Below are 18,565 nucleotides of genomic sequence, written 5' to 3' on the forward strand. Positions count from 1 at the left end.
AAACACCCCTTCACCGGGGCGACGATGGAGGTCATGATGCTGGGACTGCTCGGGGCGCTCAACAGTGGTGTCACACTCGGATTGGCCAACACGATCCTGACGTTCGGCGGGGTAGTGTTCAACCTCAATATCGTCGTCAACTGACGATCGGAATCCGTCCGGCCAGGGCCGGCCGCACCGGCTCACAGGAACCTCCCAGGAAACCTACAGCGACGATCCAGCGTCACGAGTGATGATGGGTTGCGTGAATGATAAGCCTGTCGAAGCCCGCGTCCTCGTCGTCGACGACGAACCGAACATCCTCGAGTTGCTCTCCGTGAGTCTCCGATTCCAGGGATTCGAGGTGGCGACGGCGTCGACCGGGGCCGAGGGACTCGACACGGCGCGCACCTTCCGCCCGGACGCCGTCATTCTCGACGTCATGATGCCGGGAATGGACGGGTTCGGCCTGCTCAAGCGGTTGCGCGCCGACGGTGTGGACGCGCCGGTGCTGTTCCTCACCGCGAAGGATGCGGTGGAGGACAAGATCAGCGGCCTGACCCTCGGCGCGGACGACTACGTCACCAAGCCGTTCAGCCTCGAAGAAGTGGTGACCCGGCTTCGCGTCATCCTCCGGCGGGCGGGCAAGGTGTCGGTGGAGGAGCAGTCGGCCCGCATCAAGTTCGCCGACATCGAACTCGACGACGACACGCGGGAGGTCTGGAAGGCGGGCGACCTGGTGTCGCTCTCTCCGACGGAGTTCACGCTGCTGCGGTACTTCATGGTCAACGCCGGCACGGTGCTGAGCAAGCCGCGGATCCTCGACCACGTCTGGAACTACGACTTCGGCGGTGAGGTCGGCGTGGTCGAGTCGTACGTGTCGTACCTGCGCCGGAAGGTCGACACCGGCGAGACCCCGCTGATCCACACCCTCCGCGGCGTCGGCTACGTGATGCGCGAACCGCGGCGATGACCGCGCCCGCGGCTCCCCGGGAGTCGGCCGAGGTGGTCGCCACCGTCCCGAACAGGCCTGCGCGACGGTGGATCCGGGCGATGCCACTGCGCATCACGCTCGTCGGCGCCGTGCTCCTGCTCGCTGCGCTCGGGCTTCTCGCGTCCGGTGTCGCGGTGACGTCGGCGCTCGAGAATTCGCTGACCAACCGCGTCGATCACCAACTCCACGAGGCCGCTCAGGGGTGGGCGAAGCCCGGCAAGTCGCGTCCGCTGCCGCCGCCCGACGAACCGAATCCCGGACGTCCGCCGAGCCCGTTCTACGTCCGCACGACATTGGCCAACGGCACCGTGCTGCGTGAGATCAACGACGAATCCGTCTCGCCCGCACTGCCGGAAGACCCCGCCTCCGTGCCCGTGACGGTCGGCTCGACCGACGGTTCCGACGTGCGGTGGCGGGTGCTGACCACCACCGCGCCGGACGGCATCGAGACGACGGTCGCGATGACGCTCACCGAGAACGACGAAACCGTGAACCGGCTGGCCGTGCTGCAACTCATCATCGGTGTGGTGGTGCTGATCGTGCTCGGAGTGGTCGCGTATTTCGTGGTCCGGCGCAGTCTGCGTCCCCTCGTCGAAGTGGAGGAGACCGCCGCGGCGATCGCGGCGGGAGACCTGCACCGACGCGTCCCGGAACGGGACGACCGTACCGAGATCGGGCGACTGTCTGTGGCGCTCAACGGAATGCTCGCGCAGATCCAGCACGCGTTCGCCGCCACCGAGGCGTCGGAGGAGTCGGCGCGGCGGTCCGAGGAGAAGATGCGGCGATTCGTCGCCGACGCGAGCCACGAACTGCGCACCCCGCTCACCACGATCCGCGGCTTCGCCGAACTGTATCGACAGGGCGCGATGACCGACACCGAAACCCTGATGAGCCGCATCGAAGGGGAAGCGTCGCGGATGGGTCTCCTGGTGGAAGACCTGCTGATGCTCGCCCGGCTCGATGCCCAGCGACCCCTCGAGACCCGGCCCGTCGACCTGCTGTCGGTGGCATCCGACGCCGTGCACGGGGCGCGCGCCGTCGCCCCCGAGCGGTCCATCGCCCTCGACGTCCGCCCCGGACCCGGGACACCGGAGGTGATCGGCGACGAGGCCCGGCTGCGGCAGGTCCTCGGCAACCTGCTCGCCAACGCCGTCAAACACACCCCCGCCACCGCGGACGTGACGGTCCGGCTCGGCACCACCGAGCACAGCGTCGTGCTCGAGGTGGCCGACACCGGACCCGGACTGACCGAGGAAGACGCGGCCCGGGTGTTCGAGAGGTTCTACCGCACCGACGCGTCCCGCACCCGGGAGAGCGGCGGCAGCGGGCTCGGCCTGTCGATCGTCGCGGCCCTGGTCGCCGCCCACCGAGGGTCGGTAACCGTCGACAGCCGGCCCGGCGAAGGTGCCACGTTCCGGGTGGAACTGCCGCGGTCGAGCTGACCGTCAGTCGGGGACGTTGGCCCCGTGGCCGAGTTCGCGCAGCGCCGCCTTGATCTTCGCCTGCGCCTCCTCGAGCGATTCCTGGGACGGATTCTGCTCGGCGTTGCTGATGTTGAAATCGCCGAGATCGTAGGCGGGGAAGACGTGCAGGTGCAGGTGGGGCACCTCGAGGCCGGCGATCAGCAGTCCCGCCCGCGGTGCGTCGAACGCCGGGCGGACGGCCTGCCCGATCGTGCGGGCCACGTCCATGACCTTGTTCCAGACCTCACCGTCGACGTCCTGCCACTGGTCCACCTCCTCGCGCGGCACGACGAGGGTGTGGCCCTGGGTCACGGGGGCGATCGTGAGGAACGCGACGACGTCCTCGTCCTCCCACACGAACCGTCCCGGCAGATCTCCGTTGATGATGGCGCTGAATACAGATCCCATGGCCGCCATTATGCGGCTTCGCCACCCGTGAGTACTTATTAACCTTCCGCGGTTAATAAGTACTCACGGGCGCGAAGCGCACAGGAAACTCCCAGCCTCCGTCCAGAGTGATCGCAGCGTCCGGGCCGAACCTTGGACGCATGACGACGAATTCCCTCTCCCGAGCACCGGGCGCCATGGGACGACTCGAGACCTCCGGAACCTCCGAGACCGCGCCCGTGCTCGACGTTGTCGTGCCGGTCTACAACGAGGAAGCCGGACTCGAACGTTGCGTGCGCCGGCTGCGGCGGCACCTCGACGAGAACGTTCCCTACACCGCCCGCATCACCATCGCCGACAACGCCAGCGTCGACGCCACCCTCGCCGTGGCCCACCGACTGGCCGCCGAGATCGACGGCGTCCGCGTCGTGCACCTCGACGAGAAGGGACGCGGCCGCGCCCTGCGCGCGGTGTGGAGTGCCTCCGACGCCGAGGTGGTGGCGTACATGGACGTCGATCTGTCGACGGACCTCAACGCCCTGATGCCGCTGATCGCACCGCTGCTGTCGGGGCATTCGGACCTCGCGATCGGCTCCCGGCTCGCCCGCTCCTCGCGGGTGGTCCGGGGCCCGAAGCGTGAGTTCATCTCCCGCAGCTACAACCTCATCCTCCGCAGCGCGCTGCACGCGCGGTTCTCCGACGCGCAGTGCGGGTTCAAGGCGATGCGGGCGGACGTCGCGCAGCGTCTGCTGCCGCTGGTCGAGGACACCGGATGGTTCTTCGACACCGAGCTGCTGGTGCTCGCGGAACGCGCAGGCCTGCGCATCCACGAGGTCCCCGTGGACTGGGTCGACGACCCGGATAGTCGCGTCGACATCGTCGCGACCGCTGTCGCCGACCTCAAGGGCGTGTGGCGGGTGGGCCGGGCGCTGTCCACCGGATCGCTGCCGATCGGCAGCTTGCGGGACAGCTTCGGACGCGAGCCGCTGGTGCCCGGGGTTCCCCGCGGCATGGTCGGGCAGTTGGCCCGGTTCGCGGTGATCGGTGTCGCGTCCACCGTCGCGTACGCGCTGCTCTACCTGGTTCTGCATCCGGTCCTGGGCGCGCAGTGGGCCAACGCCGTCTCACTGCTGGTCACGGCCGTGCTCAACACGGCCGCGAACCGCGCGTTCACGTTCGGGGTGCGCGGATCCGAAGGCGCCGCCCGGCATCAGATGCAGGGTCTGCTCGTGTTCGCCTTCGGACTGCTGCTCACCAGCGGTTCCCTGTTCGTCCTGCACTCGGCGGCCCCGGACGCGTCCAAGCACGTCGAACTCGCCGTCCTCGTACTCGCCAATCTCGTTGCCACCATCAGTCGTTTCATAGCCCTTCGCTGGGTGTTCCGGAACGCTCGCCCCGAAGGAGTTCACGCATGACGACGACCCTCGAACAACCGAAGGTCGAAACGCCCGAACCTCCTCCGGCCCGGCGGAGGTGGGAGCCCTGGGCGCTCGCCGCACTGCTCGTCGGGACGGCGGTCGCGTACATCTGGGGGCTCGGCGCTTCCGGCTGGGCCAACTCGTTCTATGCCGCCGCGGTGCAGGCCGGTTCGGAGTCGTGGAAGGCGTTCTTCTTCGGGTCCTCCGACGCCGCCAACTCCATCACCGTCGACAAGCCGCCGATGTCGCTGTGGCTGATGTCGCTGTCGGTCCGGATCTTCGGCCTCAGCTCGTGGGCGATGCTGGTGCCGCAGGCCCTGCTCGGCGTCGGTTCCGTCGCGCTGCTGTACGCGACGGTGAAGCGGTGGTTCGGGGCCCCGGCCGGTCTGCTCGCCGGTCTGGTGCTCGCACTGACGCCGATCGCGGTGCTCATGTTCCGGTTCAACAACCCCGACGCGCTGCTGGTGCTGCTGATGATCGCGTCCGTGTGGGCGATGCTGCGTGCCGTGGAGGACGGACGCACCCGGTGGATGGTGCTGACCGGCGTGTTCGTCGGGCTGGGGTTCCTGACCAAGCAGCTTCAGGTGATGCTCGTCGTTCCGCCGCTCGCCCTGACCTACCTCTTCGCGGGACCACCGAAGTTCGGCAAACGCCTCGCCCAGTGCTTCGCCGCGCTCGGCGCGATGATCGTCTCCGCGGGCTGGTGGTTGCTGACCGTCGAGCTGTGGCCGGCGTCGTCGCGGCCCTGGATCGGCGGTTCGCAGAACAACTCGATCCTCGAACTCACCCTGGGCTACAACGGTCTCGGCCGGTTGAACGGTGAGGAGACGGGCAGCGTCACGCCCGGTGGCGGCGCGCGTGGCGAAGCCGGAGCAGCAATGGGTGACGCCATGGCAGGCGGGGGCTTCCCCGGAGGCGGCCCCGGCGGTGGCGGCGGAATGTGGGGCAGCACCGGCATCACGCGCATGTTCGAGTCGGCTCAGGGCGGTCAGATCGCCTGGCTGATCCCGGCCGCTCTGATTCTGCTCGTCGCCGGTCTCGTAGTGCGTGGCAGGGCGCCACGCACCGACACGCAACGTGCGTCGTTCGTCGTGTGGGGCCTGTGGCTGCTCGTCACCGGGCTGACGTTCAGCTTCATGGCCGGAATCTTCCACGCGTACTACACCGTCGCGCTCGCACCGGCCGTGGCCGCGCTGGTGGCGATCGGTTCTGTGACGCTGTGGCGTCGACGCGACACCCTGTGGATGCGTGCTGTTCTTGCGGTGACACTGCTGGCCACAGCGGCCATGTCCTGGGTTCTGCTCGGGCGCAGTGCGTCGTTCGTGCCGTGGCTGAAGTGGGCCGTGGTCGTCGCCGGTGTTCTCGCCGCGGTGGCCGTGCTGATCCCGGCGCTGACCAGGGGACGGATCGCGGCCGTCGTCACGCTGGCCGCGCTGTTCACTGGGCTCGCCGGACCGACGGCGTACGCCGTCGACACGATCGCGACGCCGCACACCGGTTCGATCGTCTCGGCCGGACCCACCGTCGAAGGCGGTCGCGGTGGCTTCGGCGGAATGGGTGGCCCCGGTGGCATGGACGGTGCCGGACGCATGGGCGGGCGCACCGACGGCGGCGCCGCGCCCACGATGCCGGGCGGTGCGGCTCCCGGTGCCACCGACGGCGCAACGGCAGGCGCCGCCGACGGCATGGGCGGCATGGGAGCCATGGGCGGCGCTGCCGGGGGACTCCTCTCCGGCAGCAACCCCGGCGAGGAACTGGTGTCGTTGCTGGAGCAGGATGCCGGCAACTACACCTGGGTGGCCGCGGCCATCGGATCCAACAGTGCGTCCGGTTACCAGCTGGCCACCGAGGACCCGGTCATGCCGATCGGCGGGTTCAACGGCAGCGATCCGTCACCCACGCTGGAGCAGTTCCAGCAGTACGTGGCGGACGGGAAGATCCACTACTTCATCGCCGGCGGCCGGGGCGGCGGAATGGGTGGCGACGGCACCGCGTCGGAGATCTCCACCTGGGTGCAGGCGAACTTCACCGCAGTCACCGTGGACGGCGTGACCCTGTACGACCTCACGTCCTGACCGAAACCCCCTGTGAGTACTTGTTAACCGCCCGCGGTTAACAAGTACTCACAGGTGTGTCAGAGGGGGAACGAGATCTCGGGCGTGCGGCAGATGAGCAACCTCCGCACGAGCCCGGACTCGTCGAGCTGTGCCGAGGTGTTGAACGACGCCTCGAATTCGCCGTTCCGGGTGGTGCGTCCCAGTGCCAGTTCGACGTCACCCACCCGCGAGCCCGCGAGGATCTCGTGTACCAGCACGCTCTTCTCGCGTTGCTGCAAGTACCCGACGAGACCTGCGCGATCGCCGACGAATTCGGCTGCCTTCCCGCCGCCGGTGGAGAACTGGATCGACATCCGGAAGTCGTCGGTGATCATCGTCAGGACGCGGTCGGGATCGTCCGAATCCATGAACGCGAACCATGCGACCAGCACGGGCGTCGGTGACGTCCTCGGATTCAGGTCAGTCGCGCTTGTCATGTGCCAACTCCCTTGTGAGAATGCTGAATTCCGTGTCGAAGGACACTTCATATGCGTCGATGGTGCCGTCGGCGTCGAGGTGCATGGCGGCGAGGAAGTAGCCGGTCGTCTTCGTCTCGTTCTCGACGACGGAGCCGTAGGCGAACTGGACGTCGCCGGCGCTGCTCGTCCGGAGCAGCACGTGCCGCCGGTCGACCGGGGGTCGTCCCCGGAGGTAGTCGAGCATGTCGGCGCGGGTGTGGCCGCGACGGACGGTACCGGGAAGAACTATGGCGAACTCGATCGATTCGTCGAGCAGGGCAACCGCGTCTTCGATCCGGCCGCTGTCGAGGATCGCGTAGTACTGCTCGATCACGAGTGCATCGGTCATGAAATGAACTTAGTTCAACATGGGTGGGTCTGTCGAGAGTCCTTGCCGTCTCGTCTTCTGCGAAACTAAACTGAACTCACGTCAATTTATAGGAGAGTTCAATGCAGTCCTCCCATTCCAGCCCTTGGCCCGAGACCGAACCCGCGGCGATGACCCCCGTCGCCGAGCACGAAGACATCCGCGACGTCATACGCCGCCTGCTCGACCGCCACTCGACCCTCGAGGACGGCCGACTCGCCGCCCGGTCCCCGGTCGGCTATTCCCCCGAGTTGTGGTCGCTGCTCGTCGAGGAGATGAACGTCGCGGCCCTGACGGTGCCGGAGGATCGCGGCGGCCTCGGATACAGCGTGGTCGAACTCGGCATCGTTCTCGAAGAATGCGGGCGCGCGCTGGTCTGCGAACCGGTGCTCACGTCCGCCACGCTGGGAGTGCACGCCCTACTCGCGGCCGAAAGGTCGCAAACAGTAGACGAACTGCTCGACCAGGTCGTCCGGGGCGAACTCGTCGCGACGGTGACGGCCCTGAGTGGGCAGACCGATTTCGTCGACGCCGCGCGCGCCGGCGACCGATGGTCGCTGTCCGGTCGCGCGACGAATGTCGTGCAGGGCGGCGCCGCCGATGTCGTCGTGCTGCTCGCGCACGCCGACGACGGACCCGGCCTCTATGCGGTCGATCTGCGGACCGCGACGGTGCGGCGAACAGAACTTCCGGTGGTCGACCCCAGTCGACGGCAGGCGAATCTGCTCTTCGACGACGCGGAGGCGGTGCGGCTCGCCGGACCCGGTGACGCACCGCGCGCGGTCGAATCGTTGCAGAGCCTCGGAGTGATCGGACTGGCCTGCGAGCACGTCGGCGTGATCGACCGATTACTGGACAGTACACGGGAATACACCATGCAGCGCCGCCAGTTCGGGCGGGCGATCGGCTCCTTCCAGGCTGTCAAGCATCGACTGGCGAACACTCTCGTCGAGCTCGAGAAGGCGCGATCGGCGGCGCGGTACGCGGCCGCGGTGTTCGCGGAAGACCCGGGCGCCGCGGCGCTTCCGGCCGCTGTCGCGGGTGCGGTCTGCACCGAGGCCGTGATCGCCACCGCGATGGAGGCCGTGCAACTTCACGGGGGAGTCGGCTTCACCTGGGAACATGCGACGCACTCCTATGTTCGCCGCGCGCTCGGAGACGAACCGCTGCTGGGGGATTCGCGGGCGCACCGCGGGCGGATCGCGGATCTCGTCGGACTCTGACATCGGGCCGGCTGCTGCCGGCCGAATCCGACGCTCTTCGACCCCGCTATTGACGGAACACCTCCCACCCAGTAGAACTGAAGTGAATCCAGTTCAGTTTTCATCCCTCGAAAGGACCCCGACATGGTGGACACCGATCACATCGTTCTCGAGAAGGACGGCGACGTCGCCCGCGTGTGGCTCAACCGCCCGCACAAGAAGAACGCGGTCACCGTCGAGTTGCTGCACCGCCTCGACGAGATCATCGTCGAGGTCGACAACGACCCCGAACTCAAAGTGCTGGTCCTGCGTGGACGCGACGGCACGTTCTGCTCGGGATTCGATCTCGACGAACTGCGGGAGAAGTACGTCGGCTCCACCACCGCGATGGATGTCGCGGTGCTGTCGGCCCGGGTGTGCGACCGCCTGTACTCGATGAACACGCCGTCCGTCGCGGTCCTCGAAGGCTTCGTCACCGCGGGCGGTTTCGAGCTGATGATCTCCTGCGACTTCGCCATCGCGGCCGAGGACGCTCGTATCGGCGACTTCCACATTCGCCGCGCGCTGTTCGGTGGTGCGGGCCCGATCTACCGGCTCCCGCGGATGATCGGCATTCGGAAGACCAAGGAGCTCATGCTCACCGGCAAGCTCCTCACCGGCAAGGAGGCGGAGGCCTTCGACCTGATCAACGCTTCGGTGCCGGCCGAAGACCTCGACAAGCTCGTCGCCGAGTTCATCGCGCCGATCGTGGACAAGAGTCCGTTCATGATGAAGCTCACCAAGATGTGCATCGACCGCGGTCTCGACGCGGACATCCAGTCGCTCATGGTGATGGAGCACCTCGCCGTCGGCAACGCGCTGCAGTCCGAGGACGCACGCGAAGGCGTGAACGCGTTCCTCGAAAAGCGTGACCCGGTCTGGGTCGGTCGCTGACCCGAACGCCGCCGACGAATCCCGAGGAGAGATTGACGATGGGCGAGACACATACCGCGCCGGCACTCGGCGCGAGCCGGTGCTCCCACTGCTCGACGGTGGCGTTCCCGGCCACCAGCCTGTGCTCGCAGTGCTCACGACCGGCGATGTCGCCGGTTGCGCTGAGCACACGCGGAACGGTCTGGGCGTACACGGTTCAGCGGTTCGCCCCGAAATCGCCGCCGTATGTTCCGCCGCCGGACGGGTTCTCGCCGTTCGCGGTCGGCTACGTCGAACTCCCCGAGGGAATCAGGGTCGAAGCCGTGCTCGACTGCCACGACTTCGACGAGTTGGACGACGGGGCGCCGGTGACCTTGGTCGCCACGGCACCGGTGCCCCGGTTTGCCACCGACGCATATCTGAAGGAGACCCGCTGATGTCCACCGTGTCGATCATCGGGGCCGGACTGTCGAAATTCGGGCGCCAACAGGACAAGACCGGCCGCGGGCTCGCCCTGGACGCGATCGCGTCCGCCCTGGCCGACGCCGGCATCGCGTGGACCGACGTTCAGGTCGCGTTCGGTGGCAGTGACGGCTCCGGGCTCGCCGACACCCTGGTGTCCGAACTCGGACTCACCGGAATCCCGTTCACCAACGTCAAGAACGGTTGCGCGACAGGGGGTAGCGCTCTGGTGTCGGCCGTCAACGCCATTCGTGCCGGCGCCGCCGACATCGCGCTCGCGGTCGGCTTCGACAAGCACCCGCGCGGTGCGTTCGACCCGGCGCCACAGGACTGGGGTCTGCCCGTCGGCTACGGCGAGGCGGGTCTCATGGTCACCACCCAGTTCTTCGGCATCAAGATCGCGCGGTACATGCGCGAACACGGAATCAGCGCCCCCACACTGGCCGCCGTCGCGGAGAAGGCGTATCGCAACGGCTCCCTGAACCCGAATGCCTGGCGGCGTGAACCCATGTCCGCCGAGACGATCGCCGCCGCGGACATGGTCAACGACCCCCTGACCAGGTACATGTTCTGCTCACCCGGCGAGGGCGGTGCGGCCGTCGTCGTGGCGAGCGAGACCGCCGTCCGGCGACTCGGCGGACGACCGGTGCACCTGCGGGGCATTTCGGCGGGCACCCGCCGGTTCGGCTCGTTCGAGGTGTTCGGCCCGTCGATACAGGGCGCGGGTACCCCGTCGAGCGTGAGCACGTCCACCGCGGCGGCCGCATTCGAGCAGGCCGGACTCGGACCTTCCGACGTGGACGTCGCGCAACTCCAGGACACGGAGAGCGGCGCCGAGATCATGCACATGGCCGAATGCGGATTCTGCGAGCACGGCGAGCAGGAAAAGCTGATCGCCGCAGGGGAGACGGAAATCGGCGGGCGGATCCCGGTCAACACCGACGGCGGTTGCATCGCGAACGGGGAACCGATCGGCGCGTCCGGCCTCCGGCAGATACACGAGATCGTCACGCAATTGCGCGGTGAGGCCGGTGCCCGGCAGGTCCCCGGAAACCCGCGCATCGGATTCACCCACGTCTACGGTGCGCCCGGGATCAGCGCCTGCACCGTCCTGTCAGTCTGAGGAAGAGCCATGAATCAAGCAACGATGCCCGGCCTGGACCAGTTCGTGGACGGCGCCCGCGCGTGGCTGCGAACGGTCGCCGAACCGCGCACCCAGATCAAATGGGGGGTGGGACCCGACTCGGTCGCCGTCTTCGAGAACTGGACCGCTGCGCAGGAACGCGAAGAGACCGACCACATCCGGGCGTACGAGCAGACGAAGTTCGACGCCGGCTGGGGTTCGATGAACTGGCCGGTCGAATTCGGCGGACGCGGACTGCCGATGTCCTATGTGCTCGCCTTCCGGCGGGAGGAGAACTGTTTCGACGTGCCCCGCCGAACCGAAATGTTCTCGGTCACTCAGCAACTGGTCGCACCGGCCATCGCCCAGTGGGGAACGCCCGAGCAGTGCGATCGGTATGTGCGGGCGATGCTTCGCACCGACATCATCGCCTGTCAGCTGTTCTCGGAAACCGAAGCCGGATCCGACCTGGCGGCGGTCCGGACGAGAGCGGTCGAGCGGGACGGCCGGTGGACGATCACCGGGCACAAGGTCTGGACGTCCGGCGCCCGGGTCGCCGACGTCGGGGTCGCGGTGTGCCGCACCGACCCCGACGCGCCCAAACACAAGGGCCTCACCGTCTTCCTGGTCCCGATGGACGCTCCCGGCGTCACCGTCCGGCCGATCCGCCAGATGACCGGGGGCAGTTCCTTCAACGAGGTGTATCTCGACGGCGTCGAACTCTCGGACGACCACCGGCTGGGGCCGGTGGGGCAGGGCTGGCCGGTCGCATTGACCGTGCTGGCCGCCGAGCGCCTCGACGCCGGTAACCTCGGCCTGGCCAACGCGGACCAGGCCGTCGAACTCGCCCGCCACCTGGGCCGGGAGCTGTCCGAGATCGAGCGCGACAAGGTCGCGGATCTGGTGACGCGCAGCTATGTCCAGCGGGTGACGGGAATGCGGGTGGCCGCCGCCGTCGTCGCCGACAAGGACCCCGGCCCGGAGGCGTCGGTGGGCAAGTTGCTCGCCACCGACACCATGGCGCGCACCTCGGAGGTCGTCCGGATGCTGCTGGGGCGCGACCTGATCGCCGACTCGGGCGAGTGGGGAACGTTCGCGTGGACCGAGCACGTGCTCGGCGCACCCGGCTACCGCATCGCAGGCGGCACCGACGAGATCCAGCGCAACATCCTCGCCGAGCGCGTGCTCGGCCTGCCGAGGGAGCCCCGCCCGTGAGTGCAACGATCACCCTCGACGACCGTGTGGCGCGTCGCCTGCGCGAGCAGAACCCGGGCCTGGACGTCGGCCCGCTCGAGCCGCTGCCCGGCGGGCACTCCGGACTGACCTACAAGGTCCGGACCGGTGGGGGCGACCTCGTCGTCAAGGCTGTGCCCGAGGGGCAGCGTCCCATCGGGCGGCACGACATGGTGCGCCAGGCGAGGATCATGGAAACGCTCGGCGCCACAGCGGTTCCCGTGCCCCGCATCGTCACCGTCGACGAGGACGGTCCGGCGTGGTTCGCGATGGAGTGCGTCGCCGGGGAATCCCTCGAGCCGGTGCTCGATACACCGGCGGTCGAACCGGCCGTCGCTGCCGCGCGGATGCGCCGGGCCGCCGAGGTGCTCCCGCTGCTGCACGCGGTGCCCCTCGACACGATCCCGGCCGCCGGTGATCCGTTGTCGCCGGCCGCCGAGCTGGCGCGGTGGCAACGCACCCTCGGCGCCGTTCCCCCCGAACTCGTGAGCGGGGGCGAGGAGTTGCTGCGTCTGCTCGCCGCCGATGTCCCGGACGGGATGGCGCCCACGTTGGTGCACGGCGACTACCGGCTCGGCAACATCATCGCGCGGGGCACGGAGCCGGCGGCATTGATCGACTGGGAGATCTGGAGCCTGGGCGATCCGCGGGTCGAGCTCGGCTGGTTCCTCGTCTTCGCCGACGGTGTGAACTTCCCCGGTGTGGGGCGCGCGGTGCCGAACCTGCCGAGCGAGGACGAGCTGATCGACCTCTACACCGGGGACGCCCCGGCACTGCCGGACATGAACTGGTTCAACGCACTCGGCCGTCTGAAGATGGCGGCGATCATGGGCCACAACCTGCGCAGGCACCGAGAGGGCCGCCACCACGACCCCGATCAGGAACGGCTGCCCGACACCATCTCGCAGCTCATTCGCAGCGGCACCGCACTACTTGCCTGACCACTCTTTCGCGCACCGCTCGAGGCGCTGACAGGAACAGAAAGGACGACACGTGGACTTCGGATACTCCGCACGCACCGAGCGACTGCTCGAGCAACTGCGGACCTTCATGGAAGAGCACGTCTATCCGGCCGAGGCCGTGTACGACGAGGAGATCAGGTCGAACGACAACCCGCACGAACAGCCGAAGGTCATGCTGGACCTGCAGGCGAAGGCACGGGAACTCGGACTGTGGAACCTCTTCATGACGCACGGCGAATGGGGCGCCGGGCTCACCAACCTCGAGTACGCCCCTCTTGCCGAGATGGTCGGACGATCGGTGATCGGCAACGAAGCGATCAACTGCTCGGCACCCGACACCGGCAACATGGAAATCCTCGCCATGTACGGCACCCCGCAGCAGCAGTCACGCTGGCTCGCGCCGCTCCTGGACTGCACGATCAGGTCGGCGTTCGCGATGACGGAACCGGAGGTGGCGAGTTCGGACGCCACCAACATCACCTCGACCATCCGCCGCGACGGCGACGAGTACGTCCTGAACGGCCGGAAGTGGTACACCTCGGGCATTCTCGATCCCGACTGCAAGCTCGTCATCTTCATGGGCAAGTCCGATTCCGACGCCCCGACGTACCGGCAGCAGAGCATGATCCTGGTGCCGGCGGATGCTCCCGGCATCGAGGTGCTCCGCGATCTGCCGATGTTCGGCTACCGGGACCGGCTCGGCCACGGCGAGGTCCAGTTCACGGACGTGCGGGTGCCCGCCGACCACATGCTCGGCGCCGAGGGCGACGGGTTCGCGATCGCGCAGGGCCGACTCGGGCCGGGGCGCATGCACTACGCGATGCGGGCGATCGGCATGGCCGAACGCGCCCTCGAGCTGATGTGCCGACGGGTCCTGCAGCGCACCGCGTTCGGGGGACCCCTCGCCGATCGCGGTGTGGTGCGTGAGTGGATTGCGCGGAGCCGGATGGAGATCGACCAGATCCGGCTGCTGGTTCTGCAGTCGTCGTGGCTGATGGACACCCGCGGCAATGCCGCGGCCCGCTCGGAGGTCGCCGCGATCAAGGTGGCGGCGATGGAGGTTGCGCATCGAGTGGTCGACCACGCCGTCCAGGCGCACGGCGCCGCGGGCGTGAGTGACGACACGATCCTGGCCCGGCTGTACGCGATCACCCGGGCACTGCAGATCGCCGACGGCCCGAACGAAGTCCATCTGCGCACGATCGCGCGCCTCGAACTGAAGAAGTACGCATGAACACGACACAGGAGTTGACGGGCAAGGTCGCACTGGTCACGGGCGCGACCCGCGGGCTCGGATACGCCATCGCCGGCGGCCTTGCCGCCGCGGGAGCCACCGTGATCGTGTCGAGCCGCAAGGAGGAGGCGTGCGTCTCCGCGGCCCGTGCGATCGTCCGGGACACCGGTGGAATCGCCGAACCGCTCGCACTGCACGTCGGGAAGTGGGACGCGATCGAAACCGCGGTCGACCACATCGTCACCCGATTCGGGAAGCTCGACGTCGTCGTGAACAACGCCGGCATCGCACCCCTGTCACCGACACTGGAGTCGGTGTCCGAGTCGCTCTTCGACAAGACGATCGAAGTCAACCTCAAGGGACCGTTCCGGCTGATGGCGGTGGCCGGCGCCAGGATGAGCGCGGCCGGAGGCGGTTCGATCATCAACATCTCGAGCATCGGCGCGGTGCGGCCCAGCCCGCCCGAGGCGATGTATGCGGCGTCGAAGAACGGCCTCAACGCGCTGACGATGGCGTTCGCGCAGGAATACGCGCCCCGGGTGCGGGTGAACTGCATCATGCCGGGCGGATTCGCGACCGACATGGCGGCCGACTGGGACGACGAGTTCGTCGGCAAGATCGTCGACCGGCTGCCCGCCGGACGGCTGGGGCATCCGGATGAAATCGCCGGCCTCGTCGTGCATCTGGCCGGGGACCGTGCCGGCTACACAACAGGGGCCGTGATCCCGGTAGACGGCGGACGCACCGCCGTCTACTGACGCGCGTGCCACGAACAGGAGTAGGAGCCAACCACATGCAGGTACCCGAGCTGTTCCAGCTGAGCGGTCGCGTCGCCGTCGTCACGGGTGCGTCGTCCGGACTGGGGATGGGATTCGCGCGGACGCTGGCCGCGGCAGGCGCCACCGTCTACGCGGCCGCCCGCCGCATCGATCGGCTCGAGGCACTGGCAGCGGAGGTCGACACCGTGGTCCCGGTCGAATGCGACATCACCGTCGACGCCGACCGCCGCCGCCTCGTCGACCGCGCCCGCGAGCGAACCGGCCACGTCGACGTCCTGGTCAACAATGCCGGCAAGCCCGGACCTCCGAACGCGGAGGACGAAACCGCCGACGGGTTCTCGTCGATCCTCGACGTCAACCTCGCGGCGGGTTTCCATCTGGCCACGTATGCCACGTCGACCGTTCCGGAGGGCGCGGGGATCTCGATCATCAACATCTCGTCGGTGATCGGTCTGGTGTCCACCGCTCCCATCGGCGGTGCGAGCTACGCGGCGTCGAAGGCGGGCATTCTCGGGCTGACCCGCGAGTTGGCGGGTCAGTGGGGCAGGCGGGGCGCCCGTGTCAACGCCGTCGTGCCCGGGTGGTTCGATACCGAAATGACGGACGGACTGTTCGGCAACCAGCGCTCGGCCGACTGGGTGCGCCGCAATACGATGCTCGGCCGCGGTGGCCGGGCGGGCGAGGTGGACGGCGCCGTGCTGTTCCTCGCATCGGATGCTTCTTCGTATGTCACCGGACAGACGCTCGTCGTCGACGGCGGCTGGGCAGCCAGGTAGGCGACAGGACCATGGACATCGAGATGATGCGTGCAGTGCGCCTGACCACCTGGGGCCAACCGGTGGAGGTCCAGCGCGTCCCAGTCCCCGAACCGCGGGGCGCCGAACTGCTGATCGAGGTCCGGGCCGCCGGGCTCTGCCGATCCGACCTGCACGTCATGGACGCACCCGCAGGTGCGTTCGACTACCCGCTCCCGCTCACACTCGGGCACGAGGTGGCCGGAACCGTGGTCGGCGCGGGACCGGACGCCGACAGGTCGTGGATCGGCGAGTCCGTGGTGGTCCACGGTGTGTGGTCCTGCGGGGAGTGCCGCAACTGCAGGCGGGGCCGGGAGAACTACTGTCACGACCTGCGTCCGCGGGCGGACGGCAGGCTCGCGGCGATCGGCAACGGTCTCGGACACGACGGCGGCCTCGCCGAGGCCATGATCGTTCCCTCGGAACGGTTCGTGGTGCGCACCCGGGGGCTCGCTCCCGAGAGTGCCGCCCCGCTCGCCGATGCCGCCCTGACCGCCTACCACGCGATCCGAACGAACCGGGACCTCGTCGACGGCCACTCGGTCACCGTCGTGGTCGGTGTCGGGGGGCTGGGCCATCTCGCTGTCCAGATCCTTCGCGCTCTCGGCGCCGGCACGATCATCGCGGTCGATCCACGCGAGGACTCGCGCGACCTCGCCCTCCGGTTGGGGGCGGACCGGGCGGTGTGCGAGGTGGCCGATTCCGGCACAGAGCCTCGCTTCGCCGACGTGGTGTTCGATTTCGTGGGATCACCGGCCACGATGGAATCGGCGGCGCAGTTGCTCGGCCCCGGTGGCCGCCTGGTGACCGTGGGCAGCGGGGGCGGCCGGCTCACGGTCGGCAAGGACCTCGGACTGCCGGGCGGCTGGCAGGTCAGCGCCCCGTTCTGGGGAACCCGCGCCGACCTCGAGGCGGTGGTCGATCTCGCGCAACGAGGTCTGCTGAGCGTCGAATCGACGTCTTACCGATTGGACGACGCCGTCGACGTGTACGACCGGCTGCGCCGCGGAGCGATTCGCGGGCGCGCCGTCCTCGTGCCGTGACCGACGACGTCTGCGCAATACCGCGCATGATGACCGAGAATGACAGTGGTTCGCTGAACAGGAGGATTGCGGGATGTGGGAGTTGGCTCGCGAATTCGTTGCTCGCGCAAAGAATTCGCCCGATGAGATCGTGGTCGTCGACGCCTCGGGCGAGTACACCGCCGCGCGCATCGCCGCGGCGGCGACAGAACTTGCCGCACTTCTGGACACCGCTCGCGGGGGTTCGCCCACCGTGCTCGTCCAAGCGGACAACAGCTGGCGGACGCTGACTGCCGCACTCGCCGTCGGTCTGCGAGGCGGCGTCGTCGCAGTGTTCAGCAGGCACGCCACCCCGTCGGAGTTCGCCGTGGCCCTGCACGACATCGCACCCGACGTGGTGATCGCCGACCCCGGGTCCCTTGCGCACTGGGGCGCGTCGGACGACCACTTCAGCGAAGAGGCGACCGCGCTGGACGGCTGGTCGATGCGCTGGTCGCGGACACCGGTCAGCGACGTCGCACGGTGGAACGGCGGAATCGCGATCGCGATGACGTCCGGGTCCACCGGACACCCCAAGTGCGTCGTGCAGTCGGAATCCGCGATCCGTTACGCCTGCCGCTGCACGATCGACGCCGTCGGCCTCGAACCCGGAGACCCGGTCGCCGCGTTCGTTCCGCTGTCGTCGGTGGCCGCATTCTGCTTCGGTCTCTACCTCCCCACGATGCTCGCCGCGCCGATGGTCTGCATGGACGGCTGGAAGCCTGCAACCGCCCTCGAGGTGGTCAGGAAACACCAGGTTGCCTGGACGATGCTCGTCCCGACCATGGCGCTTCAGCTGGCTGTCGCGCCCGACGCGGCGGGCGCGCTGACCTCGCTGCGGGCGATGACCGTGGGCGGCGGCCCGATGGACGCCGGTGCGCTCGGTCGCGCCGAGCAGATTCTCGGGACGACGTTCCTGCGGGTGTTCGGGATGTCCGAGTGCCTCGGGCACACCACCCCGCTGCCGTCGGACGCGCCGGACATACGCCTCGGACGGGACGGCAGGCCGTTCCCCGGCACCGTTGTCCGAGCCGTCGACGAGCACGGCGCTCCGCTGCCACCGGGGCGGGTGGGCGACGCTCAGGTCAATGGGCCCTCCCTCTTCGTCGGTTATGCCCGAGCCGGGGTTCCCGCGCCGCCCGGACTCACCGCGGACGGGTTCCTGCCCACCGGCGACCTCGTCGAGATCGCGGACGACGGGAGCATCCGGGTGATGGGGCGGCAGAAGCAGATCATCATCCGCGGGGGCCGCAACATCGACATCAACGAGGTCGAAGCCGCCATCGCTCGCATCCCGACCGTGTCCCAGGTGTGCGTGGTACCGGTGCCGGACGAACTGCTCGGTGAACGCGCCGCGGCCCTCGTCGTGAGCACGGGTGCAGCAATTACCCTCGGTGAGGTGGTTGCGCACCTCGGTGACATCGACTTCCCCAAGTTCAAGTGGCCGGAGTTCGTATTCACGATCGACGATCTGCCGCAGAACCGGGTCGGCAAACTGTCTCGACCGGATGCGGTGGACCTCGCAACACGCCTGCTCGCCGGTAGCGAGACCACCTGATCTCCACCCGACCTGACCTCAGTTCAGGTAGTCTTACCGATACCGACCCGACGACAAATGGATGGGGATCCCGTGTCCGTAGA

Annotated in this window: 18 protein-coding genes; 15 read left to right on the forward strand and 3 right to left on the reverse strand. The window is 68.4% G+C overall.

Annotation, left to right across the window (positions count from 1 at the left end):
* Window positions 1-235: 235 nt before the first annotated feature.
* Window positions 236-952, forward strand: coding sequence for a response regulator transcription factor (locus tag JWS14_RS26225; RefSeq protein WP_167372175.1), 717 nt, complete (start codon window positions 236-238; stop codon window positions 950-952).
* A gap of 80 nt (window positions 953-1,032) precedes the next feature.
* On the forward strand, window positions 1,033-2,415 hold the full coding sequence (locus tag JWS14_RS26230; RefSeq protein ID WP_072943153.1) for a sensor histidine kinase: 1,383 nt from the start codon (window positions 1,033-1,035) through the stop codon (window positions 2,413-2,415).
* A gap of 3 nt (window positions 2,416-2,418) precedes the next feature.
* Here the strand turns inward: JWS14_RS26230 and JWS14_RS26235 are convergent, their stop codons facing one another.
* Complete coding sequence (locus JWS14_RS26235; protein ID WP_174705505.1) at window positions 2,419-2,844, reverse strand: HIT family protein; 426 nt, start codon at window positions 2,842-2,844, stop codon at window positions 2,419-2,421.
* A gap of 140 nt (window positions 2,845-2,984) precedes the next feature.
* Here JWS14_RS26235 and JWS14_RS26240 point away from each other — a divergent pair, with 140 nt between their 5' ends.
* Window positions 2,985-4,238 (forward strand): bifunctional glycosyltransferase family 2/GtrA family protein, encoded by a 1,254-nt coding sequence (locus tag JWS14_RS26240; protein ID WP_095863256.1) that lies wholly within the window; start codon window positions 2,985-2,987, stop codon window positions 4,236-4,238.
* On the forward strand, window positions 4,235-6,316 hold the full coding sequence (locus JWS14_RS26245) for an ArnT family glycosyltransferase (RefSeq protein ID WP_095863257.1): 2,082 nt from the start codon (window positions 4,235-4,237) through the stop codon (window positions 6,314-6,316). The genes JWS14_RS26240 and JWS14_RS26245 overlap by 4 nt, the downstream gene beginning before the upstream one ends.
* Before the next feature lie 59 nt (window positions 6,317-6,375).
* On the opposite strand, the gene JWS14_RS26250 is transcribed toward JWS14_RS26245, so the two are convergent.
* Both JWS14_RS26250 and JWS14_RS26255 read right to left on the reverse strand, forming a co-directional pair.
* Window positions 6,376-6,774: a hypothetical protein gene (locus JWS14_RS26250; protein WP_095863258.1), complete on the reverse strand. Its 399-nt coding sequence runs from the start codon at window positions 6,772-6,774 to the stop codon at window positions 6,376-6,378.
* Window positions 6,758-7,144: a hypothetical protein gene (locus JWS14_RS26255; protein ID WP_095863259.1), complete on the reverse strand. Its 387-nt coding sequence runs from the start codon at window positions 7,142-7,144 to the stop codon at window positions 6,758-6,760. The genes JWS14_RS26250 and JWS14_RS26255 overlap by 17 nt, the downstream gene beginning before the upstream one ends.
* A gap of 101 nt (window positions 7,145-7,245) precedes the next feature.
* On the opposite strand from JWS14_RS26255, the gene JWS14_RS26260 reads away from it, so the two are divergent.
* The 11 genes from JWS14_RS26260 to JWS14_RS26310 all read left to right on the forward strand — a co-directional run bounded on the left by JWS14_RS26260 (window position 7,246) and on the right by JWS14_RS26310 (window position 18,482).
* Window positions 7,246-8,385, forward strand: coding sequence for an acyl-CoA dehydrogenase family protein (locus JWS14_RS26260; protein ID WP_179377640.1), 1,140 nt, complete (start codon window positions 7,246-7,248; stop codon window positions 8,383-8,385).
* A 123-nt stretch (window positions 8,386-8,508) separates the two neighbouring features.
* Window positions 8,509-9,297 carry an enoyl-CoA hydratase/isomerase family protein gene (locus JWS14_RS26265; protein ID WP_072942876.1) on the forward strand — a complete coding sequence of 263 codons (789 nt, stop codon included), beginning with the start codon at window positions 8,509-8,511 and terminating at the stop codon, window positions 9,295-9,297.
* A gap of 38 nt (window positions 9,298-9,335) precedes the next feature.
* Complete coding sequence (locus tag JWS14_RS26270) at window positions 9,336-9,713, forward strand: Zn-ribbon domain-containing OB-fold protein (RefSeq protein WP_072942877.1); 378 nt, start codon at window positions 9,336-9,338, stop codon at window positions 9,711-9,713.
* On the forward strand, window positions 9,713-10,861 hold the full coding sequence (locus JWS14_RS26275; RefSeq protein ID WP_095863261.1) for a thiolase family protein: 1,149 nt from the start codon (window positions 9,713-9,715) through the stop codon (window positions 10,859-10,861). The genes JWS14_RS26270 and JWS14_RS26275 overlap by 1 nt, the downstream gene beginning before the upstream one ends.
* A 9-nt stretch (window positions 10,862-10,870) precedes the next feature.
* A complete protein-coding gene (locus tag JWS14_RS26280; RefSeq protein ID WP_241031471.1) occupies window positions 10,871-12,076 on the forward strand; it encodes an acyl-CoA dehydrogenase family protein in 1,206 nt (401 codons plus the stop codon).
* Window positions 12,073-13,035 carry a phosphotransferase family protein gene (locus tag JWS14_RS26285; protein ID WP_072942880.1) on the forward strand — a complete coding sequence of 321 codons (963 nt, stop codon included), beginning with the start codon at window positions 12,073-12,075 and terminating at the stop codon, window positions 13,033-13,035. The genes JWS14_RS26280 and JWS14_RS26285 overlap by 4 nt, the downstream gene beginning before the upstream one ends.
* Before the next feature lie 52 nt (window positions 13,036-13,087).
* Window positions 13,088-14,290, forward strand: a complete 1,203-nt coding sequence (locus tag JWS14_RS26290; RefSeq protein WP_206014754.1) for an acyl-CoA dehydrogenase family protein — start codon at window positions 13,088-13,090, stop codon at window positions 14,288-14,290.
* Window positions 14,287-15,048, forward strand: a complete 762-nt coding sequence (locus JWS14_RS26295) for an SDR family NAD(P)-dependent oxidoreductase (protein ID WP_072942883.1) — start codon at window positions 14,287-14,289, stop codon at window positions 15,046-15,048. The genes JWS14_RS26290 and JWS14_RS26295 overlap by 4 nt, the downstream gene beginning before the upstream one ends.
* A 35-nt stretch (window positions 15,049-15,083) precedes the next feature.
* Window positions 15,084-15,845: an SDR family NAD(P)-dependent oxidoreductase gene (locus JWS14_RS26300; RefSeq protein WP_095863262.1), complete on the forward strand. Its 762-nt coding sequence runs from the start codon at window positions 15,084-15,086 to the stop codon at window positions 15,843-15,845.
* 11 nt (window positions 15,846-15,856) lie between these two features.
* Complete coding sequence (locus JWS14_RS26305) at window positions 15,857-16,906, forward strand: NAD(P)-dependent alcohol dehydrogenase (RefSeq protein ID WP_095863263.1); 1,050 nt, start codon at window positions 15,857-15,859, stop codon at window positions 16,904-16,906.
* Window positions 16,907-16,979: 73 nt separating this feature from the next.
* The gene (locus tag JWS14_RS26310; protein ID WP_072942888.1) at window positions 16,980-18,482 is read left to right on the forward strand and encodes a class I adenylate-forming enzyme family protein; all 1,503 of its coding nucleotides are present in this window, start codon (window positions 16,980-16,982) and stop codon (window positions 18,480-18,482) included.
* Window positions 18,483-18,565: the final 83 nt, after the last annotated feature.

Origin of the sequence: Rhodococcus koreensis (assembly GCF_017068375.1) — a bacterium.
In the GTDB taxonomy this organism is placed as follows: domain Bacteria; phylum Actinomycetota; class Actinomycetes; order Mycobacteriales; family Mycobacteriaceae; genus Rhodococcus_F; species Rhodococcus_F koreensis.

Coding starts and splice junctions, on each gene's coding strand:
- JWS14_RS26225 (WP_167372175.1), top strand. CDS start 236: ATGGGTTGCGTGAATGATAAGCCTGTCGAAGCCCGCGTCCTCGTCGTC.
- JWS14_RS26230 (WP_072943153.1), top strand. CDS start 1,033: ATGCCACTGCGCATCACGCTCGTCGGCGCCGTGCTCCTGCTCGCTGCG.
- JWS14_RS26235 (WP_174705505.1), bottom strand. CDS start 2,844: ATGGGATCTGTATTCAGCGCCATCATCAACGGAGATCTGCCGGGACGG.
- JWS14_RS26240 (WP_095863256.1), top strand. CDS start 2,985: ATGACGACGAATTCCCTCTCCCGAGCACCGGGCGCCATGGGACGACTC.
- JWS14_RS26245 (WP_095863257.1), top strand. CDS start 4,235: ATGACGACGACCCTCGAACAACCGAAGGTCGAAACGCCCGAACCTCCT.
- JWS14_RS26250 (WP_095863258.1), bottom strand. CDS start 6,774: ATGACAAGCGCGACTGACCTGAATCCGAGGACGTCACCGACGCCCGTG.
- JWS14_RS26255 (WP_095863259.1), bottom strand. CDS start 7,144: ATGACCGATGCACTCGTGATCGAGCAGTACTACGCGATCCTCGACAGC.
- JWS14_RS26260 (WP_179377640.1), top strand. CDS start 7,246: ATGCAGTCCTCCCATTCCAGCCCTTGGCCCGAGACCGAACCCGCGGCG.
- JWS14_RS26265 (WP_072942876.1), top strand. CDS start 8,509: ATGGTGGACACCGATCACATCGTTCTCGAGAAGGACGGCGACGTCGCC.
- JWS14_RS26270 (WP_072942877.1), top strand. CDS start 9,336: ATGGGCGAGACACATACCGCGCCGGCACTCGGCGCGAGCCGGTGCTCC.
- JWS14_RS26275 (WP_095863261.1), top strand. CDS start 9,713: ATGTCCACCGTGTCGATCATCGGGGCCGGACTGTCGAAATTCGGGCGC.
- JWS14_RS26280 (WP_241031471.1), top strand. CDS start 10,871: ATGAATCAAGCAACGATGCCCGGCCTGGACCAGTTCGTGGACGGCGCC.
- JWS14_RS26295 (WP_072942883.1), top strand. CDS start 14,287: ATGAACACGACACAGGAGTTGACGGGCAAGGTCGCACTGGTCACGGGC.
- JWS14_RS26300 (WP_095863262.1), top strand. CDS start 15,084: ATGCAGGTACCCGAGCTGTTCCAGCTGAGCGGTCGCGTCGCCGTCGTC.
- JWS14_RS26305 (WP_095863263.1), top strand. CDS start 15,857: ATGGACATCGAGATGATGCGTGCAGTGCGCCTGACCACCTGGGGCCAA.
- JWS14_RS26310 (WP_072942888.1), top strand. CDS start 16,980: ATGTGGGAGTTGGCTCGCGAATTCGTTGCTCGCGCAAAGAATTCGCCC.